The 17,310-nt window shown below is 45.3% G+C and carries 20 protein-coding genes; 10 read left to right on the plus strand and 10 right to left on the minus strand.

What is annotated here, in order from left to right:
- The first annotated feature begins 15 nt into the window (after positions 1-15).
- On the plus strand, positions 16-525 hold the full coding sequence (locus ACLVWP_RS11465; protein WP_413557387.1) for a hypothetical protein: 510 nt from the start codon (positions 16-18) through the stop codon (positions 523-525).
- A gap of 148 nt (positions 526-673) precedes the next feature.
- A complete protein-coding gene (locus ACLVWP_RS11470) occupies positions 674-967 on the plus strand; it encodes a hypothetical protein (RefSeq protein ID WP_413557388.1) in 294 nt (97 codons plus the stop codon).
- Positions 968-985: 18 nt separating this feature from the next.
- Here ACLVWP_RS11470 and ACLVWP_RS11475 read toward each other — a convergent pair whose 3' ends face one another.
- Positions 986-1,264, minus strand: a complete 279-nt coding sequence (locus tag ACLVWP_RS11475; RefSeq protein ID WP_413557389.1) for a YheU family protein — start codon at positions 1,262-1,264, stop codon at positions 986-988.
- Positions 1,254-1,724, minus strand: coding sequence for a ribonuclease H family protein (locus ACLVWP_RS11480; RefSeq protein ID WP_413557390.1), 471 nt, complete (start codon positions 1,722-1,724; stop codon positions 1,254-1,256). The genes ACLVWP_RS11475 and ACLVWP_RS11480 overlap by 11 nt, the downstream gene beginning before the upstream one ends.
- Positions 1,725-1,858: 134 nt before the next feature.
- Between ACLVWP_RS11480 and ACLVWP_RS11485 the strand changes: the two genes are divergently transcribed.
- Entirely contained in the window at positions 1,859-2,155 is a 297-nt protein-coding gene (locus ACLVWP_RS11485; RefSeq protein ID WP_413557391.1) for a DUF3817 domain-containing protein, read from the plus strand.
- Positions 2,156-2,157: 2 nt separating this feature from the next.
- Here the strand turns inward: ACLVWP_RS11485 and ACLVWP_RS11490 are convergent, their stop codons facing one another.
- Complete coding sequence (locus tag ACLVWP_RS11490; protein WP_413557392.1) at positions 2,158-2,901, minus strand: hypothetical protein; 744 nt, start codon at positions 2,899-2,901, stop codon at positions 2,158-2,160.
- A gap of 76 nt (positions 2,902-2,977) precedes the next feature.
- On the opposite strand from ACLVWP_RS11490, the gene ACLVWP_RS11495 reads away from it, so the two are divergent.
- Positions 2,978-3,880 carry a hypothetical protein gene (locus ACLVWP_RS11495; RefSeq protein ID WP_413557393.1) on the plus strand — a complete coding sequence of 301 codons (903 nt, stop codon included), beginning with the start codon at positions 2,978-2,980 and terminating at the stop codon, positions 3,878-3,880.
- On the opposite strand, the gene ACLVWP_RS11500 is transcribed toward ACLVWP_RS11495, so the two are convergent.
- On the minus strand, positions 3,877-5,616 hold the full coding sequence (locus ACLVWP_RS11500) for a hybrid sensor histidine kinase/response regulator (protein WP_413557394.1): 1,740 nt from the start codon (positions 5,614-5,616) through the stop codon (positions 3,877-3,879). The genes ACLVWP_RS11495 and ACLVWP_RS11500 overlap by 4 nt on opposite strands.
- A 200-nt stretch (positions 5,617-5,816) precedes the next feature.
- On the opposite strand from ACLVWP_RS11500, the gene ACLVWP_RS11505 reads away from it, so the two are divergent.
- Positions 5,817-6,155: an FKBP-type peptidyl-prolyl cis-trans isomerase gene (locus ACLVWP_RS11505; protein WP_413557395.1), complete on the plus strand. Its 339-nt coding sequence runs from the start codon at positions 5,817-5,819 to the stop codon at positions 6,153-6,155.
- Positions 6,156-6,159: 4 nt separating this feature from the next.
- Here the strand turns inward: ACLVWP_RS11505 and ACLVWP_RS11510 are convergent, their stop codons facing one another.
- The 3 genes from ACLVWP_RS11510 to ACLVWP_RS11520 are packed head-to-tail and all read right to left on the minus strand — an operon-like array spanning position 6,160 to position 9,461.
- A complete protein-coding gene (locus tag ACLVWP_RS11510) occupies positions 6,160-6,903 on the minus strand; it encodes a succinate dehydrogenase/fumarate reductase iron-sulfur subunit (RefSeq protein ID WP_413557396.1) in 744 nt (247 codons plus the stop codon).
- 8 nt (positions 6,904-6,911) lie between these two features.
- Entirely contained in the window at positions 6,912-8,825 is a 1,914-nt protein-coding gene (locus tag ACLVWP_RS11515) for a fumarate reductase/succinate dehydrogenase flavoprotein subunit (RefSeq protein WP_413557397.1), read from the minus strand.
- Between the two features lie 6 nt (positions 8,826-8,831).
- The gene (locus tag ACLVWP_RS11520) at positions 8,832-9,461 is read right to left on the minus strand and encodes a succinate dehydrogenase cytochrome b subunit (protein ID WP_413557398.1); all 630 of its coding nucleotides are present in this window, start codon (positions 9,459-9,461) and stop codon (positions 8,832-8,834) included.
- Between the two features lie 116 nt (positions 9,462-9,577).
- On the opposite strand from ACLVWP_RS11520, the gene ACLVWP_RS11525 reads away from it, so the two are divergent.
- Positions 9,578-10,183 carry an HAD family hydrolase gene (locus ACLVWP_RS11525; RefSeq protein WP_413557399.1) on the plus strand — a complete coding sequence of 202 codons (606 nt, stop codon included), beginning with the start codon at positions 9,578-9,580 and terminating at the stop codon, positions 10,181-10,183.
- Position 10,184: 1 nt separating this feature from the next.
- Here the strand turns inward: ACLVWP_RS11525 and ACLVWP_RS11530 are convergent, their stop codons facing one another.
- Both ACLVWP_RS11530 and ACLVWP_RS11535 read right to left on the minus strand, forming a co-directional pair.
- Positions 10,185-11,444: an MFS transporter gene (locus ACLVWP_RS11530; RefSeq protein ID WP_413557400.1), complete on the minus strand. Its 1,260-nt coding sequence runs from the start codon at positions 11,442-11,444 to the stop codon at positions 10,185-10,187.
- 104 nt (positions 11,445-11,548) lie between these two features.
- Positions 11,549-12,784, minus strand: a complete 1,236-nt coding sequence (locus ACLVWP_RS11535) for a multidrug effflux MFS transporter (protein WP_413557401.1) — start codon at positions 12,782-12,784, stop codon at positions 11,549-11,551.
- A gap of 102 nt (positions 12,785-12,886) precedes the next feature.
- On the opposite strand from ACLVWP_RS11535, the gene ACLVWP_RS11540 reads away from it, so the two are divergent.
- The 4 genes from ACLVWP_RS11540 to ACLVWP_RS11555 all read left to right on the plus strand — a co-directional run bounded on the left by ACLVWP_RS11540 (position 12,887) and on the right by ACLVWP_RS11555 (position 16,045).
- Positions 12,887-13,378, plus strand: a complete 492-nt coding sequence (locus tag ACLVWP_RS11540; RefSeq protein ID WP_413557402.1) for a PPC domain-containing DNA-binding protein — start codon at positions 12,887-12,889, stop codon at positions 13,376-13,378.
- 150 nt (positions 13,379-13,528) lie between these two features.
- Positions 13,529-15,430 carry a TonB-dependent receptor domain-containing protein gene (locus ACLVWP_RS11545; RefSeq protein ID WP_413557403.1) on the plus strand — a complete coding sequence of 634 codons (1,902 nt, stop codon included), beginning with the start codon at positions 13,529-13,531 and terminating at the stop codon, positions 15,428-15,430.
- 97 nt (positions 15,431-15,527) lie between these two features.
- Positions 15,528-15,680, plus strand: a complete 153-nt coding sequence (locus ACLVWP_RS11550) for a hypothetical protein (protein WP_413557404.1) — start codon at positions 15,528-15,530, stop codon at positions 15,678-15,680.
- Positions 15,681-15,709: 29 nt separating this feature from the next.
- Positions 15,710-16,045, plus strand: a complete 336-nt coding sequence (locus tag ACLVWP_RS11555; protein ID WP_413557405.1) for a DUF2388 domain-containing protein — start codon at positions 15,710-15,712, stop codon at positions 16,043-16,045.
- A gap of 62 nt (positions 16,046-16,107) precedes the next feature.
- Here ACLVWP_RS11555 and ACLVWP_RS11560 read toward each other — a convergent pair whose 3' ends face one another.
- A complete protein-coding gene (locus ACLVWP_RS11560) occupies positions 16,108-17,283 on the minus strand; it encodes an MFS transporter (RefSeq protein ID WP_413557406.1) in 1,176 nt (391 codons plus the stop codon).
- Positions 17,284-17,310: the final 27 nt, after the last annotated feature.

Raw genomic sequence — 17,310 nt, forward strand, 5'->3', positions numbered from 1 at the left:
GCTACCATCAAACACATGAGTTCTTATGTGTTTCTAACAGAAGTCCGAGATTTTCCAGAAGCTCAAGTCGTTAAGTCCTTTTTAGTGGCTCAAGGCTTTCATCCGCGCTTGCGTGACGAACAAACTCGCGCAGTGGCTCCTCACCTCGAGCAATTCTTGGGTAAGCTGATCATCGATATTCCCCAAGACGAATTCATCGACGCCTCCCAAGCTTTAGAAGGCCTTGAAGACTCCAATGCTCTTAAATCAGTGGGCGAAAAAGAAATCGAGCAAGCTCAGGAAGACAGACTGAAGGCTTCTCAAGACATGGCTAAGAAATGCCTGATCAACGCAGTCTTGGGTTGTGTTTTGATTCCTGTTGTCTGCAATCTCTATTCAATGCTTTTGGGTTTTCGAGTCCTCGGACTTGAGATGCCGCTATCTCGCTTGACCCGCACTCGCCTGATTATGGCTTTTGGCTTTAACTGCCTGGGCTTTTACATTTGGTTGACGTTTGGTTCGCGAATCATCCAAAGCATGTTCTAATTTACATACGCGCGCCGCGTAAATTTTCAATCAGGTTTCAATAATTTCGCCTGGAGCAGGTTTTGCCCGCTCCTTGCGCAATTTTATTGATCCGGGTCACCTTCGCGATTAACCCCTTCCTATATAACTTTTCAATGAAGGGATCGTTATGCGTTTTCTTATGACTGCAATTGCAACTCTATTGGTTTCTAGTTCTGCTTTCGCATGGTGGCCTCAATGGAGCTACCAAATCAATGGTTACCAAGCTGCTGTAACTATGTACAACCCAACTGGCTATATGGCTTACTGCCAAGGTTATGTGAATGCTCAAGCTCAAAACGGTCAAGTGTTCAACGCTTGGTTTGCTGACTGGGTTGGTCCATTCCAATACCGCACTGCTTGGGTGAACGCTTACCCTCCGTATTTCTTTGTAAATGCTTGGGCGAATGTAAACTGTAATTAAAGGGATTCTGCCGAGGACTTAGGCCTTCGGCAGTTTTTTCCAATCACGGTCTGTCATCAAGGTGACAGACTCCGTGTTGAAATCAAAAACGATTCTGATTTCATTCTTTTGAAGTTGGCGACGAATCTGCTCTTTCTTTTTATCTAAAGAAATCTCCAGCACGCCATAATCCGTTCCTTCACGTAAAATAAACGACTCAATCACCGCATCGATGATTTCTTCACTCAGTTGTTCCACTGGAACTAAAACTGGCGGCTTCGCTTCATTTTCTGGCGGATTATCAAATTCAAAATCCATCAAGATCTCCTGCTGGCTTACTTCTAGCACGAATGCACAGCTGATCACATCTTTCATTGAAGCGAATGCCAGAGTGCGCCTTCACCCAAATCCAATCTATGCGATGCTGAAGATTGAGCTCATGCAGCTCTTGCAATAAATCAACTTCGGGAATGGGCTGACCTTGGTTTTTAACCCAGCCATTTTCACTCCAGCGCGGACACTGCTCTAACGCTTCCAACATCACGCGCGAATCCGTATAAAGTTCTGCGCGAGTATCAGGCTTTAGCGATTTAAGCGCATTGATCGCGGCTTGAAATTCCATGCGGTTGCTGGAGGTTTTCTTTTGTGAGGCAGCCTCTTCACAAATGATCTTACCCCTCTTCACAATAATGAAGGCCCAAGCACCCAAACCTAATTTATGACTGCCATCCGTGTAGATTTTAAGTTTTCCGTAGCCAAAAAATTCGAGAACGCTCATCCATATGCGATACATACTCCAAAGGATTTCATACTCTGTCCGCAAACGCAGTAAAATGTTGCGCAAAGAACGTAAAATATTAAGTGCGCTCCACCCGGCTTCGAGTTATTCAATCTGCCACGAGAGAGGTGAATATGATCCAAGCATTCAGAATTCTAGGTTGGCTCGAGGGCGCATCGTTTTTGATTCTTCTATTTGTTGCGATGCCAATTAAGTATATGGCTGGCAATCCAGCAGTGGTAAAAACAATGGGACCGATCCACGGCTTCTTGTTCGTAGGTTACGTGCTTTTCGCGAACTTCTTGGCTGGCGAATTGAACTGGTCAGGCAAAACTCGCATCAAAGCATTCTTTGCAGCCGTTCTTCCGTTCGGTACATTCTGGTTTGAAAAGAAATATTTGAAAAACGAAGCTGTCGCTGAAAAAGCCTAAGACTATTTTAAGTTCTTAGGTTTTGGCGGACTCTTAGACGTTGGCGGAGTTTTATCCTGCTTCGTCTCGGTCTCGGTTTTCAATTCCGGTGGCTTGGGTGGAATTTCCTTTAATGTTTTAGGATTTTCCACTCGGGCCTGAATAAAGTATTTTAACGCAATCATATATGCGTACTGATCTGAATACTCGTGGGCCTTTTTAGTGATCGCGTAGGAATAGCGAGCCTCGGCCATCACCGACCACAATCCTGAAGTCCAAACTTCCCCTTGCAAGGCAAAATCTAAACCACTTTCCGTCGTCGAATGAGCAGATGTGTCCTTGTCCCAGTCTGTCGGATAATCATCGTGAATCGTCTTTACGTCTCCCATCGGGTAAGACGTATACAGACCCAATGACGTCGAAAATGAAGGAGCCCAATAGCGACGATAAGCAATCGTGATATGCAAGGTCTGCGTACGCTCGGCAATCGAATAAGCACCTTCCTCGCGGAAATAGTATTTATTCATGAAGATCGTGCCCAGTTCCAAGGCACCTTTATCACTGACATCACCGGAAGCAATGAGGGCGGCTCCAACGTTCGCTTGGTTATCCTCAGAGCGAACGCCATCGTAATTCGTCTTAAACCAGTAAGGCCCAAGGTAAGCGGTCACATTTCCACGCTGAGGAATGTAGGCATTGGCAGATTCTGCACAGAGAATAAAGATACTCAGAGACAGAATGTAAAAGCTGCGCTTAAGATAGACCATAGTTGGAGCCTAATGGTTGATGAGTGAAAAAGCATTATCTTTATCTATAAATTTTCTTTCACTCGGGATGGCCGTAATGCTGGGCTTTTCCTCTGTGGCTCGTGCTCAGGCCGATCTGCCACCGCCTCCACCGACAACTTTTGAAGAAGACCTGATCGAGGGCAATAAAAACATCTCACGCTTTTTTGACAGTTTTGCCGGTGGTTTGGATTTATTCTTAGCGGGACAGCAATACACGGACAAGGCCAACACCACCACTGCGGTTTTTGAGACCTCTGCGTACTACAACTCCAAAGAAGGCCTTCAGAACGATATCTCTTTTGACTTCAATCTGCGCCTGCCAAATGTCGAAGAATACTGGCAAGTGACATTTACCTCTTACGATGAAACTGCCGAGCGTGGTGTCAGCCAAGAATATTTGCGTTCAACCCCGCGTACCCGTAACCCCGGTGCGACGTTTGGATTCATGAAGCAATTAGGTAACGTGAGAACGTCGTTTCAGCCCCGCTTGAGTTTTGCGGGTTCCTTTAAAATTTCCCACACCCTGACCTTTGAAAGTATCGCTGAACAAAGTAAAACCTATCGCATCAACCCCAAGCTTCAGTTTTATGCCGATGCTGATAAGGGTACAGGGATGTTTCAAGGTCTGAACTTTAACTTTAGCTTAAGCCGCTATTACAGTCTGACTTTCGTGAACGAGGGTGATTACGTGGACCGCGAGCACACTTACACTGTGACCAACGGTGTGGCTTTAGGTCAGTGGTTCAGCAGAACTGCGAATTTATCGTACAACGTGTTCTTTACTTCCACGAATCGCCCGAACTATCAGTTGTACTCCTACAACCTCTCAGTGGCTTTCAGTCAGATTTTATATAAAAATATTTTGGATTATCAGATCCAACCGCTGTTGGATTTTTCTCAGAAGTATGATTTCGCCGTGAATCCTGGGGCGAACTTTCACTTGTATATCAGATTCTAGATTTCGTAGATTACATCAGTCGCGCTTTTACGATTCTCAAACTGCCCTATATATCCCATTAACTTTTGGATCAGATCATGACGGCGGATGGGCTTACTTAAATGAACATTGAATCCGGCAGCCAAACAGCGCTCTCGCTCTTCCTTCATGGTGTTGGCAGTTAAAGCCACGATCAATCCCTCATAGCCCTCGGCACGAAGCTCTGAAACGGTCTGGCAACCATCTTTCACTGGCATCTGCACATCCATCAAGATCACGTCAAATTTTCTAAGCCTTGCGGAACGAAGACCTTCCTCGCCATTATTTGCTAAGGAGATCACGGCGCCTGCTCCCTCAAGGAAGCGTTTAATTAGAACTTGAATATCGGCAGAGTCTTCCACCAATAAAATTTCACGCCCCTGCAAAGCATTGGTAAATTCTAAGGCCGTCACATCGACAACATTGATTTTATGATCTTGAGAACTTTCCCAAACTCCTTTGAACGTCGGACCTGACTTAGGAGTGATGCAGTCCACAGTGACCAGGAATGTACTGCCCCGAGAAGGTTCTGAATCCACCAACACCAGATCGCCGCCCAGCCTGCGAGCCAAGGTTCTCGAAAGGGCCAACCCCAAACCTGTTCCGCCAAATTGGCGTGTGTGAGAGGCATCAGCTTGAGTGAACGGTTGAAATAAAATCTCGGCTTGCGAGGAGCTGATACCAATCCCTGAGTCAGCAATCTCAAAACTTAACGAACGCTGATTTTCAGGTTTACTGACCGTCAAACGTACAAAGCCGTGACTGGTGAACTTAATGGCGTTGCCGATCAGATTCGACAGAATTTGTGAAAGTCGTGTCGAGTCTGATTTAATAAATCTCGGTAGCTCCCCGGCAATCACTACTTCAAAACGCACGTCTTTGCCGGATGCACGCAATTTTGCAAAGGCTTTGATTTCGCGCAGGAGCTCTTGCAAATCAAGCTCTGCAATTTCAAGCTCGACCTTGCCTGCTTCGACTTTTGAGATATCTAAGATGTCATCGATGATTCGTAATAAATAAGTACTGTTCGTTCTGACTTTCCCTGCCCACTGAGCGCGCTCTTCACTAGTCGACACCGAATTCGTAAGTAAATCAGAAAAACCAACGATCGCTCCCAGCGGAGTCCTAATCTCGTGACTGACGTTCGCAATAAAGTTCGTTTTTGCACTACTAGCAGCTTCAGCCGCATTTTTCATTTCAGCTAGATTTTTATAAAGCAGAGCTCTTTCCAAATTCACTGCAAGTTTATTGGCGAACTCGCCGGCCATCATCGCATCGACAGCATCAAAGCTTGCTGACTCTTCGGCCCGAGCCAAAGTCAGGCAACCGATGGTGTCACCGGCTTTTTTAATCGGTATGGAAATATAAAATGGTTGGGAAATCGCGACACCCGAATGCATAACACGCAAAGGACTTAATAAATCATCGGCATTGGCAAATTGGATGTCGTTCAGAAAGGGAATCAGGGTCTGCTCTTTGTGCGCCACAGTTCCGGGCCCCACGCCCAAGTCTTCACGCATGTCGATACGGCACCAGTCGGCCATATTTTCCACGGCGACTTTTGCTCCGACAGTCATCACGGAGTTACAGCAGGCAGTGAGATCGAAATTTTTATCCAGGGATTTTAAAGTGGTCGCATAGAACGTCAGCAAGCGAACTTGCTGATCCAAGCTCCACTGATCCGATGCAGTCGTCGAATTTTGAAATTCGTCAGCCATTTTCCCCTCGTAAACAACGATCACTGTTTTACGATACCAGGCAGGAAGCCTCGAAAACTAATCTTTTGTATTATATTTTTTATACCTGTTTTCAAGGGGTTGCCTAACATACGAGCAGTTACATTACGTCGCAGCAAGGGTTCTAGAGCAAAGATAGTTTGCTTTACTCTGTGAGAACACCGACATTAGGGTCATTAACTATGACGACATCAGAAGTACAAATAACAGATCACAATACAGGTGATGGCGAAATCGCCTCTAAAGGCGCTTTGGTCTTCGTTCACTATACGGGCACACTGACAGACGGGACCATCTTTGATTCCTCTTACAACCATGGCCGTCCTTTCGAGTTTGTCGTGGGCTCCAAAAAAGTCATTCAAGGAATGAGTCAGGGTGTTTTAGGAATGAAAGTAGGCGGCAAACGTACGATCCGCATCCCCGCAGCCTTAGCCTATGGGGAGCGAAGTATCGGAAAAATCCCTCCGCATTCAGATCTGATTTTTGAGGTCGAACTGCTAGAGTCGCGACCTCGCGAATAGTTCGCTATTTAAGAGCTCGGCTGATCGTATAACGCCAATTCATCTCGGCAATCGAGCGAAGTGGGATCTCGGCTGGGCATTCCGCTTCACAAGCTCCCGTGAGCGAACAATGACCGAAACCTTCTTTATCCATTTGCTCGACCATGGTGATTGAACGCTCTTTGCTTTCAATCGCTCCTTGTGGGAGTGCCGCAAAGTGATTAATTTTAGCCGATGTGAATAACGATGCTGAAGAATTCTTACAAGCCGCTACACAAGCACCACACCCAATACAAGCCGCCATCTCCATCGCTTTGTCGGCTTGTTTTTTACCGATCAAAACAGAGTTCGCTTCAGGAGCCGTCCCCGTATTCGCGGTGACATAACCACCTTGTTGGATGATGCGATCAAAAGCGGAACGATCCACAGTTAAATCCTGCACCACGGGGAAGGCGTTCGCTCTAAAGGGCTCAAGCAACACTTCATCGCCCTCGTTAAAGCTACGCAGATAAATCTGACACGTGGTTTGATTTTTACCGCCTCCGTGAGCTCGCCCGTTCACCATCATTCCACACTGACCACAAATTCCCTCGCGGCAATCATGATCAAAGGCAATGACAGGTTTTTTCTCTAAAACCAGTTGGTCGTTCAATATATCCAGAGCTTCCAACAAAGACATGTCAGCGCTGACATTATTCATCGGGTAAGAGACAAATTCTCCGGGGGCTTTATTGCTACTTTGTCGCCAAACTTTGAATGTTAATTTCATAATCTCACCTACTTGTAGCTGCGCACGCCAGGTTGAACAAACTCGAACTTCAGTTCTTCTTTGTGAAGTTCAAAGGAGTTATTACCTTTGAATTCCCAGGCAGAAACGTACTGATAATTTTCATCATTACGAACAGCTTCGCCCTCTGCCGTTTGATACTCCTCACGGAAGTGAGCCCCACAGGATTCGTCTCTTTGTAAAGCATCCACGCACATCAGTTCTGCCATTTCCATAAAATCGACAAAGCGATTGGCTTTATCCAATTCAGGATTCATCCCCTCGACAGATCCCGAAATCTGGACTTTGTCATAGAACTCTTTTTGCATGTCTTGAATTTTCGCAATGGCGGATTCTAAGCCCGCTTTATTGCGGCTCATCGCGCACTCTTTCCACATCACAGAACCCAAACGACGATGAAGAGTGTTTAACGCTTCGGTCCCTTGGTTTTGTACAAGCTTTTGTAGGCGCTCTTTGACTTCGGTTTCTGCTTTTTGAAATTCTGGATGATCAGTTGCGATCTTGCCTGTCTTCATTTCTCCGGTCAGATAATTTCCGATGGTCATAGGCAAAATAAAATATCCATCGACACTGGCCTGCAACAAGGAATTGGCGCCCAAGCGATTTGCGCCGTGATCGGCAAAGTTACACTCGCCGATCGCAAACAATCCCGGAATCGTTGTCATTAGCTCATAATCCACCCACAAACCACCCATAGAAAAATGAGGAGCAGGTGAAATCAACATAGGCTCGGTGTATGCATCGATATTTGTGATCTGCTTATACAATCTAAAGAGATTGCCGTATCGACCCTCGATAACTTTTTTCCCCTGACGTTTTAATGAATCTTTAAAATCCAAATAAACGGCATTTTTCAAAGGCCCTACACCGAAGCCCGCATCAATGCGCTCTTTTGCCGCACGCGAAGACACGTCCCGCGGAGCTAGGTTACCGAACGAAGGATATCTGCGCTCCAGGTAATAATCACGATCCTCTTCAGGAATTTCATTCGGCTTGCGCGTCTCATTGGCTTTCCTTGGAACCCAAATGCGACCATCATTTCTGAGAGATTCACTCATCAATGTTAGTTTTGATTGATGCTCTGATGATTGCGGCAAGGCTGTCGGATGAATCTGTGTAAAACTTGGTGACGCAAACAGAGCGCCCTTTTTGTGAGCCTTCCAGATCGCACTACCATTACAGTTCATCGCCAACGTGGAAAGAAAGAACACTTTCGAGTAACCACCCGTCGCTAATACAACTGCATGGGCCGAGTGTCTGGAAATTTCCCCCGTGGTTAAATCACGAACGATAATGCCTTTCGCTTTACCATCAATGACCACAAGGTCTTGCATCTCCTGACGAGAAAACATCTGAACTTTTTTAGCGGCAATCAATTTACTTAACTGGGAATACGAAGCCAATAACAGCTGCTGCCCCGTCTGACCGCGAGCATAGAATGTCCTTTGAACCTGCACTCCACCAAAACTGCGATTCGCCAGAACCCCGCCGTACTCCCGACCGAAGGGAACACCCTGTTGAGCGAAATGATCTATGAGTGGACCGGAAAGTTCTGCCAGACGATAGACATTCGCTTCGCGGGAACGGAAGTCACCGCCCTTGATCGTATCGTAAAACATGCGCCAAACACTGTCGCCGTCGTTTTGAAAGTTCTTAGCAGCGTTCACACCACCTTGGGCAGCAATCGAATGCGCACGACGGGGGCTGTCCTGATAGCAAAAACATTTTACGTTGTAACCACCCTCAGCCAAAGTTGCCGCGGCACTGGCGCCAGCAAGACCACTTCCCACCACGATGATGTCGAGTTTTCTTTTATTCGCAGGATTGATCAGCTTGCAATGAGACTGGTAGTTCTTCCATTTGTCTTTAAGATCACCTTCGGGGATTTTTGCATCTAGTTTCATTGCAACCTACCTTATAAAGACCACAACGGGAATCACCGCAAAGCCAAACCCGATAATGTATGAATAGACAACGGCAGCCTTTGCCACCCAGCGCAGATATTTTTTATGATATAGTCCCATCGACATGAACGCGCTCTTAACACCGTGATGCAAATGCATCGCGATCGGAAGCATTGCCAAGGTATAGATGATCACATAGATCGGATTATTAAAAAGCTCGACCACCATCAGATACAGATCATGCTCTTGACCTAGAATTTTTACTTTAAACCAGAACTGCGCCATGTGCAGAACGATGAATGCGAAAACTACAGAGCCCAAAAGAGCCATGTTTTGAGACGACCAGGATGAAACCTCAGTGCCCGAGAATTTCGCATATTGCTTTTGGCGAGTCGTTTTACTCTTGGCCGTCAGATAAATCGCCAAAACTATGTGAGCTAGAATACACACATAGTTTACGTAGGCGATGACCGTCACGAGTGGATTTCCACGCAAGAAAGCCGAATAATTATTGTATGCATCGTGAGCAATTGAAGGCGGCAGCAACAATATGAAATTCGCTCCAAGATGCGCTATCAAGAAGATACAGATAAAAAGACCAGTTATCGCGACTAAGGTTTTCCTCAATATAAACATGTAATCATGATTTCATTTAAGAAGGCGCTTTGTAAAGTTTGATGACCTCAAATTTGCATGTAATAACTTGCGTCACTGTTCTTTCATTGGAGACTCAACCGTGGTACTATTCTCATATGTTAAAAACGTATTTTCCGAACCAAGATTTTAAAGCCCTGTTGTTTGATTTCGATGGCACTGTTGCCGACACGATGCCTGCGCATTTAGGTGCGTGGAATAAAGCTCTGAATAAATATGATTTATCACTGAGCCGCGAACAGCATCAGGCTTGGGCAGGTCGCCCCACTCACCGTATCGTCGAAATGATGAATGAGCTTCATGGCACATCTATCAATCCACAGCAGTTCGTCGCAGAAAAAGAAGTCCACTACTTGGCTTCTTTGAACGAGGTATCAACGATTGCCTCTGTGATGGATGTTATCAAACACTATCACCGCCAAATCCCCATGGCGATTGTCACTGGCAGCCGTCGCAAGATCGTTGAGCTGACAATGAATCAACTAAACCTGCAACCTTACTTTGATCTTTTAGTTTGCGCAGAAGACTACACTCAAGGAAAGCCAGCGCCTGATTGTTTCCTATTGGCTGCAAACAAATTTGGAACAGACCCTAAAGACTGTTTGGTATTTGAAGATGCTGTCTTGGGAATTCAAGCGGCACATACCGCGGGCATGGATTGCTTAAAGGTCATCGAAGACTTTAGCCTAAGCCACACTCGATAATTTATTTAAGCTCCTGAAAATGGAGCTTATTTTTTTGCAAATAAAGATACGCACACGTACCGGCAATGACAGCGACACCGATTACATAAAATATCCCGCCGTAAATTGAATCAAAATGCTCATAAATTAAGAAGCTGACCAAGTAAGCCGTCCCCCCAACCATCCCTGTTGAGAGATTGTACGCTAAGCCATAAAGAGTGCAGCGATGTTCAGGATGCATAAACCGACAAATCAATAGTACAAACGGCCCAAAGCAAGCGGTCGCGATCAGACTGATTCCAATCGAAATCAAAAATAGCAAAAACCACTGTCCTGAAAATGGCGTAATCATCCCGACACCAGTCACTAACTCGAACGACTTAAAGAGTGGGAATAAAAACACAACTCCCGCAAATAACGCCACAAGTGAAACCTTAAGGGGACCTACCCTGTCCGCCAAGGATCCCCACAACGCATAGGCTGGCGCATAGAAAATGGTTGAGTATGCAATGATGTGATTCGCAGTTAACGAATCCAATCTTAGAAGGGATTTCAGAAAGAAACCTTTTAAATTAACTCCGGTGATCGCTAACGATCCAATGGCCGTTGCCAACAGCAGTGCAAAGACCACACACTTTTTCTCTGACTCTGTCCACTCGCCTGTTTTTGGTCGTCCCTTAAGCTCCTGATCCACGTCTGATTGTTTTATTATACGATCTAAAAGCCACCAAATCGGAAAGATCAAAATGCTGTAGATAAAAGCGACTCGCCAACCATAATCAAAGAACTGCTTGTCCCCGATAACGAGCTTCGACACAATCGTCACCGCAATCGCGAACAAATACCCCGCGGGCACTGAAGTTTGAAAAAGGCCCGTGTAAAGGCCGCGACTTTCTTTCGGTGAAGACTCGTAAATAATTACGCTTAGAATTGGATACACTCCACCTAAGGCAAATCCCTGTACGACTCGTAAAACATAGTAAGTCCAATGTTCACTATCCGGCACCAGGCAAACTAAACACGACGCCAGCCCCAATAAAATCACACTGACTTTCAAACCTTTGATCCGACTTTGGCGGTCCGCCATGACTCCCAAATAGTAAGAGCCAATGGGCCTTGCTATAAACCCAATCAAAAATGATGACATCGAAAATACCATCGATGATGGCAAAGACTTAGAAAACTCCGTTAACAACATGCCCGGCAGATAAAAGGAATAAAATGTAAATAGATTCAAGAGGCATGCATAGGCCAAGACGTCTTGAACTCTTTTATGTGCCACGTGAACTCCAATCCCTCATATTTTAGAGGGATCGAAGACCAATGTATCGCTATTATTGGATCGCTTGCGTTTGCACACGGTAATGCGTTCTGCGAATAGGCAGATTAGTGAGCAACAATACCTTCAGCATTAGGATCTGCCTCCACCTTAACTCGAAGAGCTCGCGTTCCGAAGATCAGAATTGAAAGAGACAATACAGATGTCACACAGAAAATGACAGCAACCGTAAGTATATCTGTGGCCTTCAACAGACTGACAGCCATCATGGCCAAAGCGCCAACACCCATTTGCAACGAGCCCATCAATGCAGAGGCACTGCCTGCATGCTTAGAGTATGGTGCCATCGCCAACGCTGAAGCATTGGGATTCGTAAGTCCCACTCCTGCAAGTAGCAAGAATAAAACGACCATTACACCCTCAAACCCAAGCCAACCGTTCCATGCTCCGATAAGCATCGAAAAACTGACAATCACAGAGCCAATCACTGCCGCGCGAAGGATTCTTTCATTTTTAAACAGTCGCAAGAAATAAATATTCAACTGACTGGCACCGATAAAGCCCGCTGCTAACGTCGCAAAAATCCAACCGTACTGCTGAGGAGTTAGTTGAAAGTATTCCATGAAAATCGCAGGCGATGAACCGAGGTACACAAACATGCCTGCGAAAATCAAAGCCCCTGTCATTGTGTAGGTGATGAATTGACCGTTTCTGATGATCTTAAGATAGTTTTTAAAAATCGGCCCTGGCTTCAATGATTGTGTTGGATCAGGTTGATGACTCTCCGGTAAAAAGAAATGCACCACTGAAAGAATCGCCAATCCCAGTAGCCCAAGCGCCGCAAAGATCGATTGCCAACCAAATGCTTCAGCCAAATAACCACCCGCCGTTGGTGCAACCAGAGGCGACGTTCCTAAAATCAAAATTAGCAGCGAAAATACTTTGCCACTTTCTTTCGGGCCAAAGAAATCACGAACCATCGCAATTGATGCAACTCCGGCAACACAGACACCCAGTGATTGCATTAAGCGAATCACAATTAGCGTCTCTACCGTTTTTGAAAGCATGCAAGCAACAGTCGTTAACAAGAAAATAGTAAAACCAAAATACAGAGGTCTTTTTCTACCATAGCGATCCAGCACCGGCCCATACATCAATTGCCCAATAGCAAGCCCGATAAAGTAACTCGACAAAGACAATGATACTTGCGACACCGTTGTATTCAGATCTTTCGCCATCAACGGAAACGCAGGCAAATACATATCGATCGCAAAAGGACTAAGCGCAGTTAAACTGCCCAGAATAATAATGAGCCAAAAATTGCTGATATTTCGAGGTGACATGGAACTCCAAGCGATCTGATCTTCCACAGGAAATGTGAAATAAGTGTCCCTAACAATTACCACAGTTGTACATTTTTAGAGAGTAATTTCAGGGAGTTTTTTATGAGAAAGATAATTTTATTCAGCTGGTTGATACTTTTAAGCATCGATGCCCGAGCCGAAACAGAAATAAAACATAAATTCATCAAAACCCCGACAGGATTTCTGATGGTTCTGCAGAAGGACGATCAACTCTTTGAGGCGCTAGAGCAGCTCATGCTTCAGCAGAAAATTCCCAGTGCCACCTTTTTCGGCATGGGCTTTGTTAACGCACGATTCGGTTTTTTCAACAATGAAACCAAAAAATTCGACCCTCGAGAATTTAAATCCATGGAATTAGCAAGCCTTCAGGGAAGCCTAGCCTGGGAGGAAGAAAAACCATCCATACACGCCCACGGAATCGTTACCGGAAAAGATTTTCAATCATTCGGGGGACATCTTTTAGCAGCGCAAGTCGATACCGGATCTATGGAAATTACGATTTTCACAAACAAACAACGACTCGAAAGAAAAATAGATCCCAAAATCGATGCACCGGTTTTACAGATTAAATGAGTGTTCTTTTATTTGCGTTACTCATTCTATCCTCGTGTTGAAAACGAACAGATAAAATAACTTCGTTCTCCATAGAAGGACCTAACTGTTAGTTTTCAGTTTGCTCTAGAATATTGTGTTCAAAGAATCTTGCGCATAAAGATCTTTGCCATGAACACACTTGCGATGATTTTTTCAGTACTTATTTTCTCAGTGACCGCATTTTCTCAAATGAATGAAACGACGGATAACACCAACAATATTCGATTAGACAACATCGTCGTCACCTCTGCAACACTCACCGAAACTGAACTTGCCTCAGCTCCTGCAAGTATGTCTGTAATCACCCAAGAAGACATTGAAAAGCAACCCGTGCGCGATGTCGCCGATGTTCTTCGTTACGCAGAAGGCGTGATGATCACCGGAGCCAACGACAAAGGAATCTCGATGCGTGGCTTTGATTCGAGCTACACGTTGATTTTAGTGAATGGCAAACGTCTAAGTTCTCGCTCGCTTTCGGTACGTCACAATGCCGATGCCGACCTCTCTTGGATCTCTCCGGCTGATATTGAACGCATTGAAATCATTCGCGGCCCCATGGCAACTCTTTATGGAGCCGAAGCCATTGGTGGAGTCGTGAATATCATCACCAAAAAAATCTCAAACACCTGGGGCGGACAGATAGCTACAACCTACACTGCTCCTGAAGAACACGCCGAAGGACCGCAATCACAAATCTCCACATCTGTCAGTGGTCCTATCATCAAGGACAAACTGGGCATTCGCATCAGTGGTGCCACGACAGAGAAAACTCGCCCTGACTTTCCTGCCACAGAGTCGCGTGCCTCCAGCGGCAACAAAGATAAATCCTATAATACCGAGCTTAGTTGGAAGCTGAACGCCAACAACGAGGTCGGTTTTGATTTCGGTCAAAACTTTGAGGAGCAAACATCGCTAAGTCGTGGGCAAGTGGCAACCACCAAAGTAGATCGCACTCACGCAGGCCTTGAGCATAAAGGCACTTGGTCTAAAATTCGCTCTGAGGTCCGTCTTTTTACAGATCGCTATGATTACGAACTTTCTGACCAGCCAGCAAAACTTGAAAACAACACGGCTCAAGCGCAATTGCACTTTCCCTTGTTTGAAGAGAAGCATTTCTTTGTGACTGGTATCGATGTCGAGCAGAATAAATTAAAGAACGAAGATCAACTTGATTCAGGCGAGACCTCTGCGGATCAAACTTCTGTTTTTATCGAAGACTCTATCGCAATGACTGACAGAAACACCCTCACCGTAGGGGCCCGTCAAATCGAACATCAAAAGTTTGGCGGCCACACAAGCCCCCGCGCCTACTGGGTTTACAATGCGACTTCGGATATGACGATCAAAGGTGGCGTGGGTACAGGATTCAAAACTCCGACCTTGCTGCAAATGGATGAGGGCTTCCATCTGCCAAGCTGTCAGGGAAATTGCACGATGCTGGGAAATCCCGATTTAAAACCTGAAAGCAGTGTGAACTACGAAATCGGAACCACTTGGACTAAGGAGCGTTGGACTTTCAACGCGACCATTTTCCAATCAGAACTCAAAGACATGATCACAACATACTTCACAACTATTGGAGGCACTCGTTATCGCCTACTTCATAACGTTGATGAGGCTCGCACTCGCGGCATTGAGTTGGGAGGTAAAGTCGAACTCTCTCGCTTTGTGACTCTAGGTTCAAATCTGACGATGACCGAAGCCCGCAATCTTTCACTAGATACTTCTCTGTCAACAATCCCCGATTATGTAGCAAACTTGAAGATCGACTGGAGCGCGACTGAAAAACTATCAACCTATGCCGTCGCAAGCCTTACAGGAAATCGCACCATCGAGGGCACCAGCGGCTCTATACACACCGATCCCTACACGATCATAAACTTAGGTGCCGCCTACAAATTGCCAACTTGGTTGCTTGAGCGCTCCACGATCAGCGGAGGCATTGAAAATATCGCCAACACTCTGTTAAGCGACGAATACGGCTACGGCGAACCCGGTCGCCGTTACTTCGTAAAACTCAACATACTGTAATCACTGATTTATCTCCGTCAGTATTCGTCACTGTCATTTAGTTAGTTTTATTTGTAGGTTGCACCTTAAAGTTTAAACCAAACTTAAGGAGAACCTCATGTACAACATTCTTGTTTTGGATCAGAAAATCAGCGCTTTCAAAAAGAGTCGTATTGTTGTTTACGTCGATGAGTTCGGTAAGCCACTAAAGGCGGAAGCCCAAGCTCGTAAGTATTTTAAGTCAGCTAAAATCAGTTGCGTATTTAAATAACATTTTTTCTATAGAAAGAACTGAATCCCATGAAAAATATTCTCTCTTTAAAATTATCCTTATTGACCTCTTTTATCTTTGCGGCGTCTATTTCTTATGCGAATGACCCTCAGATGGCCTCAGGAGCAATCATAATGTCACCGCTACTGACAATCTCTGGGCCGTTTATCACAACTGCAGATAGTTTGAATTCAGAAGCATATAAGGTCTTAATTGAATCAAAAGATGATGCAGCTACATTCATAGCTTCCGAAGGCCAAATTCGCGGTGCTAGAGTGCTGCGCGCCTTTGAACTTATTCGAAAAGTAAATCCAAAATTGCGAAATTCCGACATGGAACTAGCTGAAGCAATTTTGAATCTTTAAGAAAATATAGAGAGTGGTGGACACTTTGTATTCCCCACTCTCTTAATCCTCAAGGGTAAGTCTTAATGACCTAAAAGACTTCGATCAACTACGATACCACCTTTACTCGCTTTAGAGCTGAACACAGCAATCACTGTCGCAAACAAAGAAATACCAACTGCGACCCACGCGGTGGTCATAAGATGACCTTGATCAATGGCCACTCCACCCGCCCATGCACCCAATGCATTTCCGACGTTGAAGGCCGCAATGTTCAAAGCTGACGCCAAAGTCGGCGCCTCAGCAGCATGCTCTAACGCGCGAATTTGCAATGGAGGAACGATCGCAAATCCAGCGACTCCCAATAAGGCAACCAGTACCAAGGCTGTAATTTTATATCCCATCAAAAAGGTAAATGCGAAAGACACTAACACCAACAGCATGAGCGATCCCACCAACGCCTTATTTAAATTCTTATCAGCCCACTTACCTCCAAGGATATTTCCGACAATAAGACCAGCACCAAATAAAAGGAGTATTGGTGATACAAACGAGGCTTCGAAACCTGTTACATCAGTCAGGATCGGAGCGATATAAGTGAAAATTGTAAATACGCCGGCCATGCCAATCGCTGTTAACAACAGGCTCATCAAAACTTGTGGTTTCATTACGACGCCAATCTCTTTACCAACATTCAAAGGCTGTTCGGCTCCGTCAGAAGTTGGAACAAAGAATATCAGTGCTGCCATCGCCAAAGGCCCAATTGCGGTCACAGCCCAAAATGTTGCATGCCAACCATAATTCTGCCCCACCCAAGTACCAAACGGCACTCCCAAGACATTTGCGATGGTTAAACCCGTAAACATCAAAGCAATCGCAGAAGCTTTCTGATTTGGCTTAACAAGACTGGTCGCTAACACCGAACCGATGCCGAAGAACGTACCATGTGCAAAAGATGTCAGAACTCTTGCGATCATTAATACCGAATAGTTTGGGGCTAAAGCACAAATTAAATTTCCAATCGTAAATACCGCCATCAAAATAATCAATGCTCGCTTCTTGGGCCATTTCGCTGAAAGCAGTGATAGGACTGGCGCCCCGACGGCAACACCTAAGGCATAACCGCTAACTAACAATCCAGCTGAAGACAGACTTACGCCAAGATCCTTGGCCATTTGTGGGAGTAAACCCATGATTACAAATTCAGTGGTACCAATTCCAAATGCTCCGATCATCAGAGCGTATATCGCTAAAGGCATAAAGCCTCCTTCTATAAAGGACAATTT

Origin of the sequence: Bdellovibrio sp. HCB209 (assembly GCF_047306065.1) — a bacterium.
Lineage (GTDB): Bacteria > Bdellovibrionota > Bdellovibrionia > Bdellovibrionales > Bdellovibrionaceae > Bdellovibrio.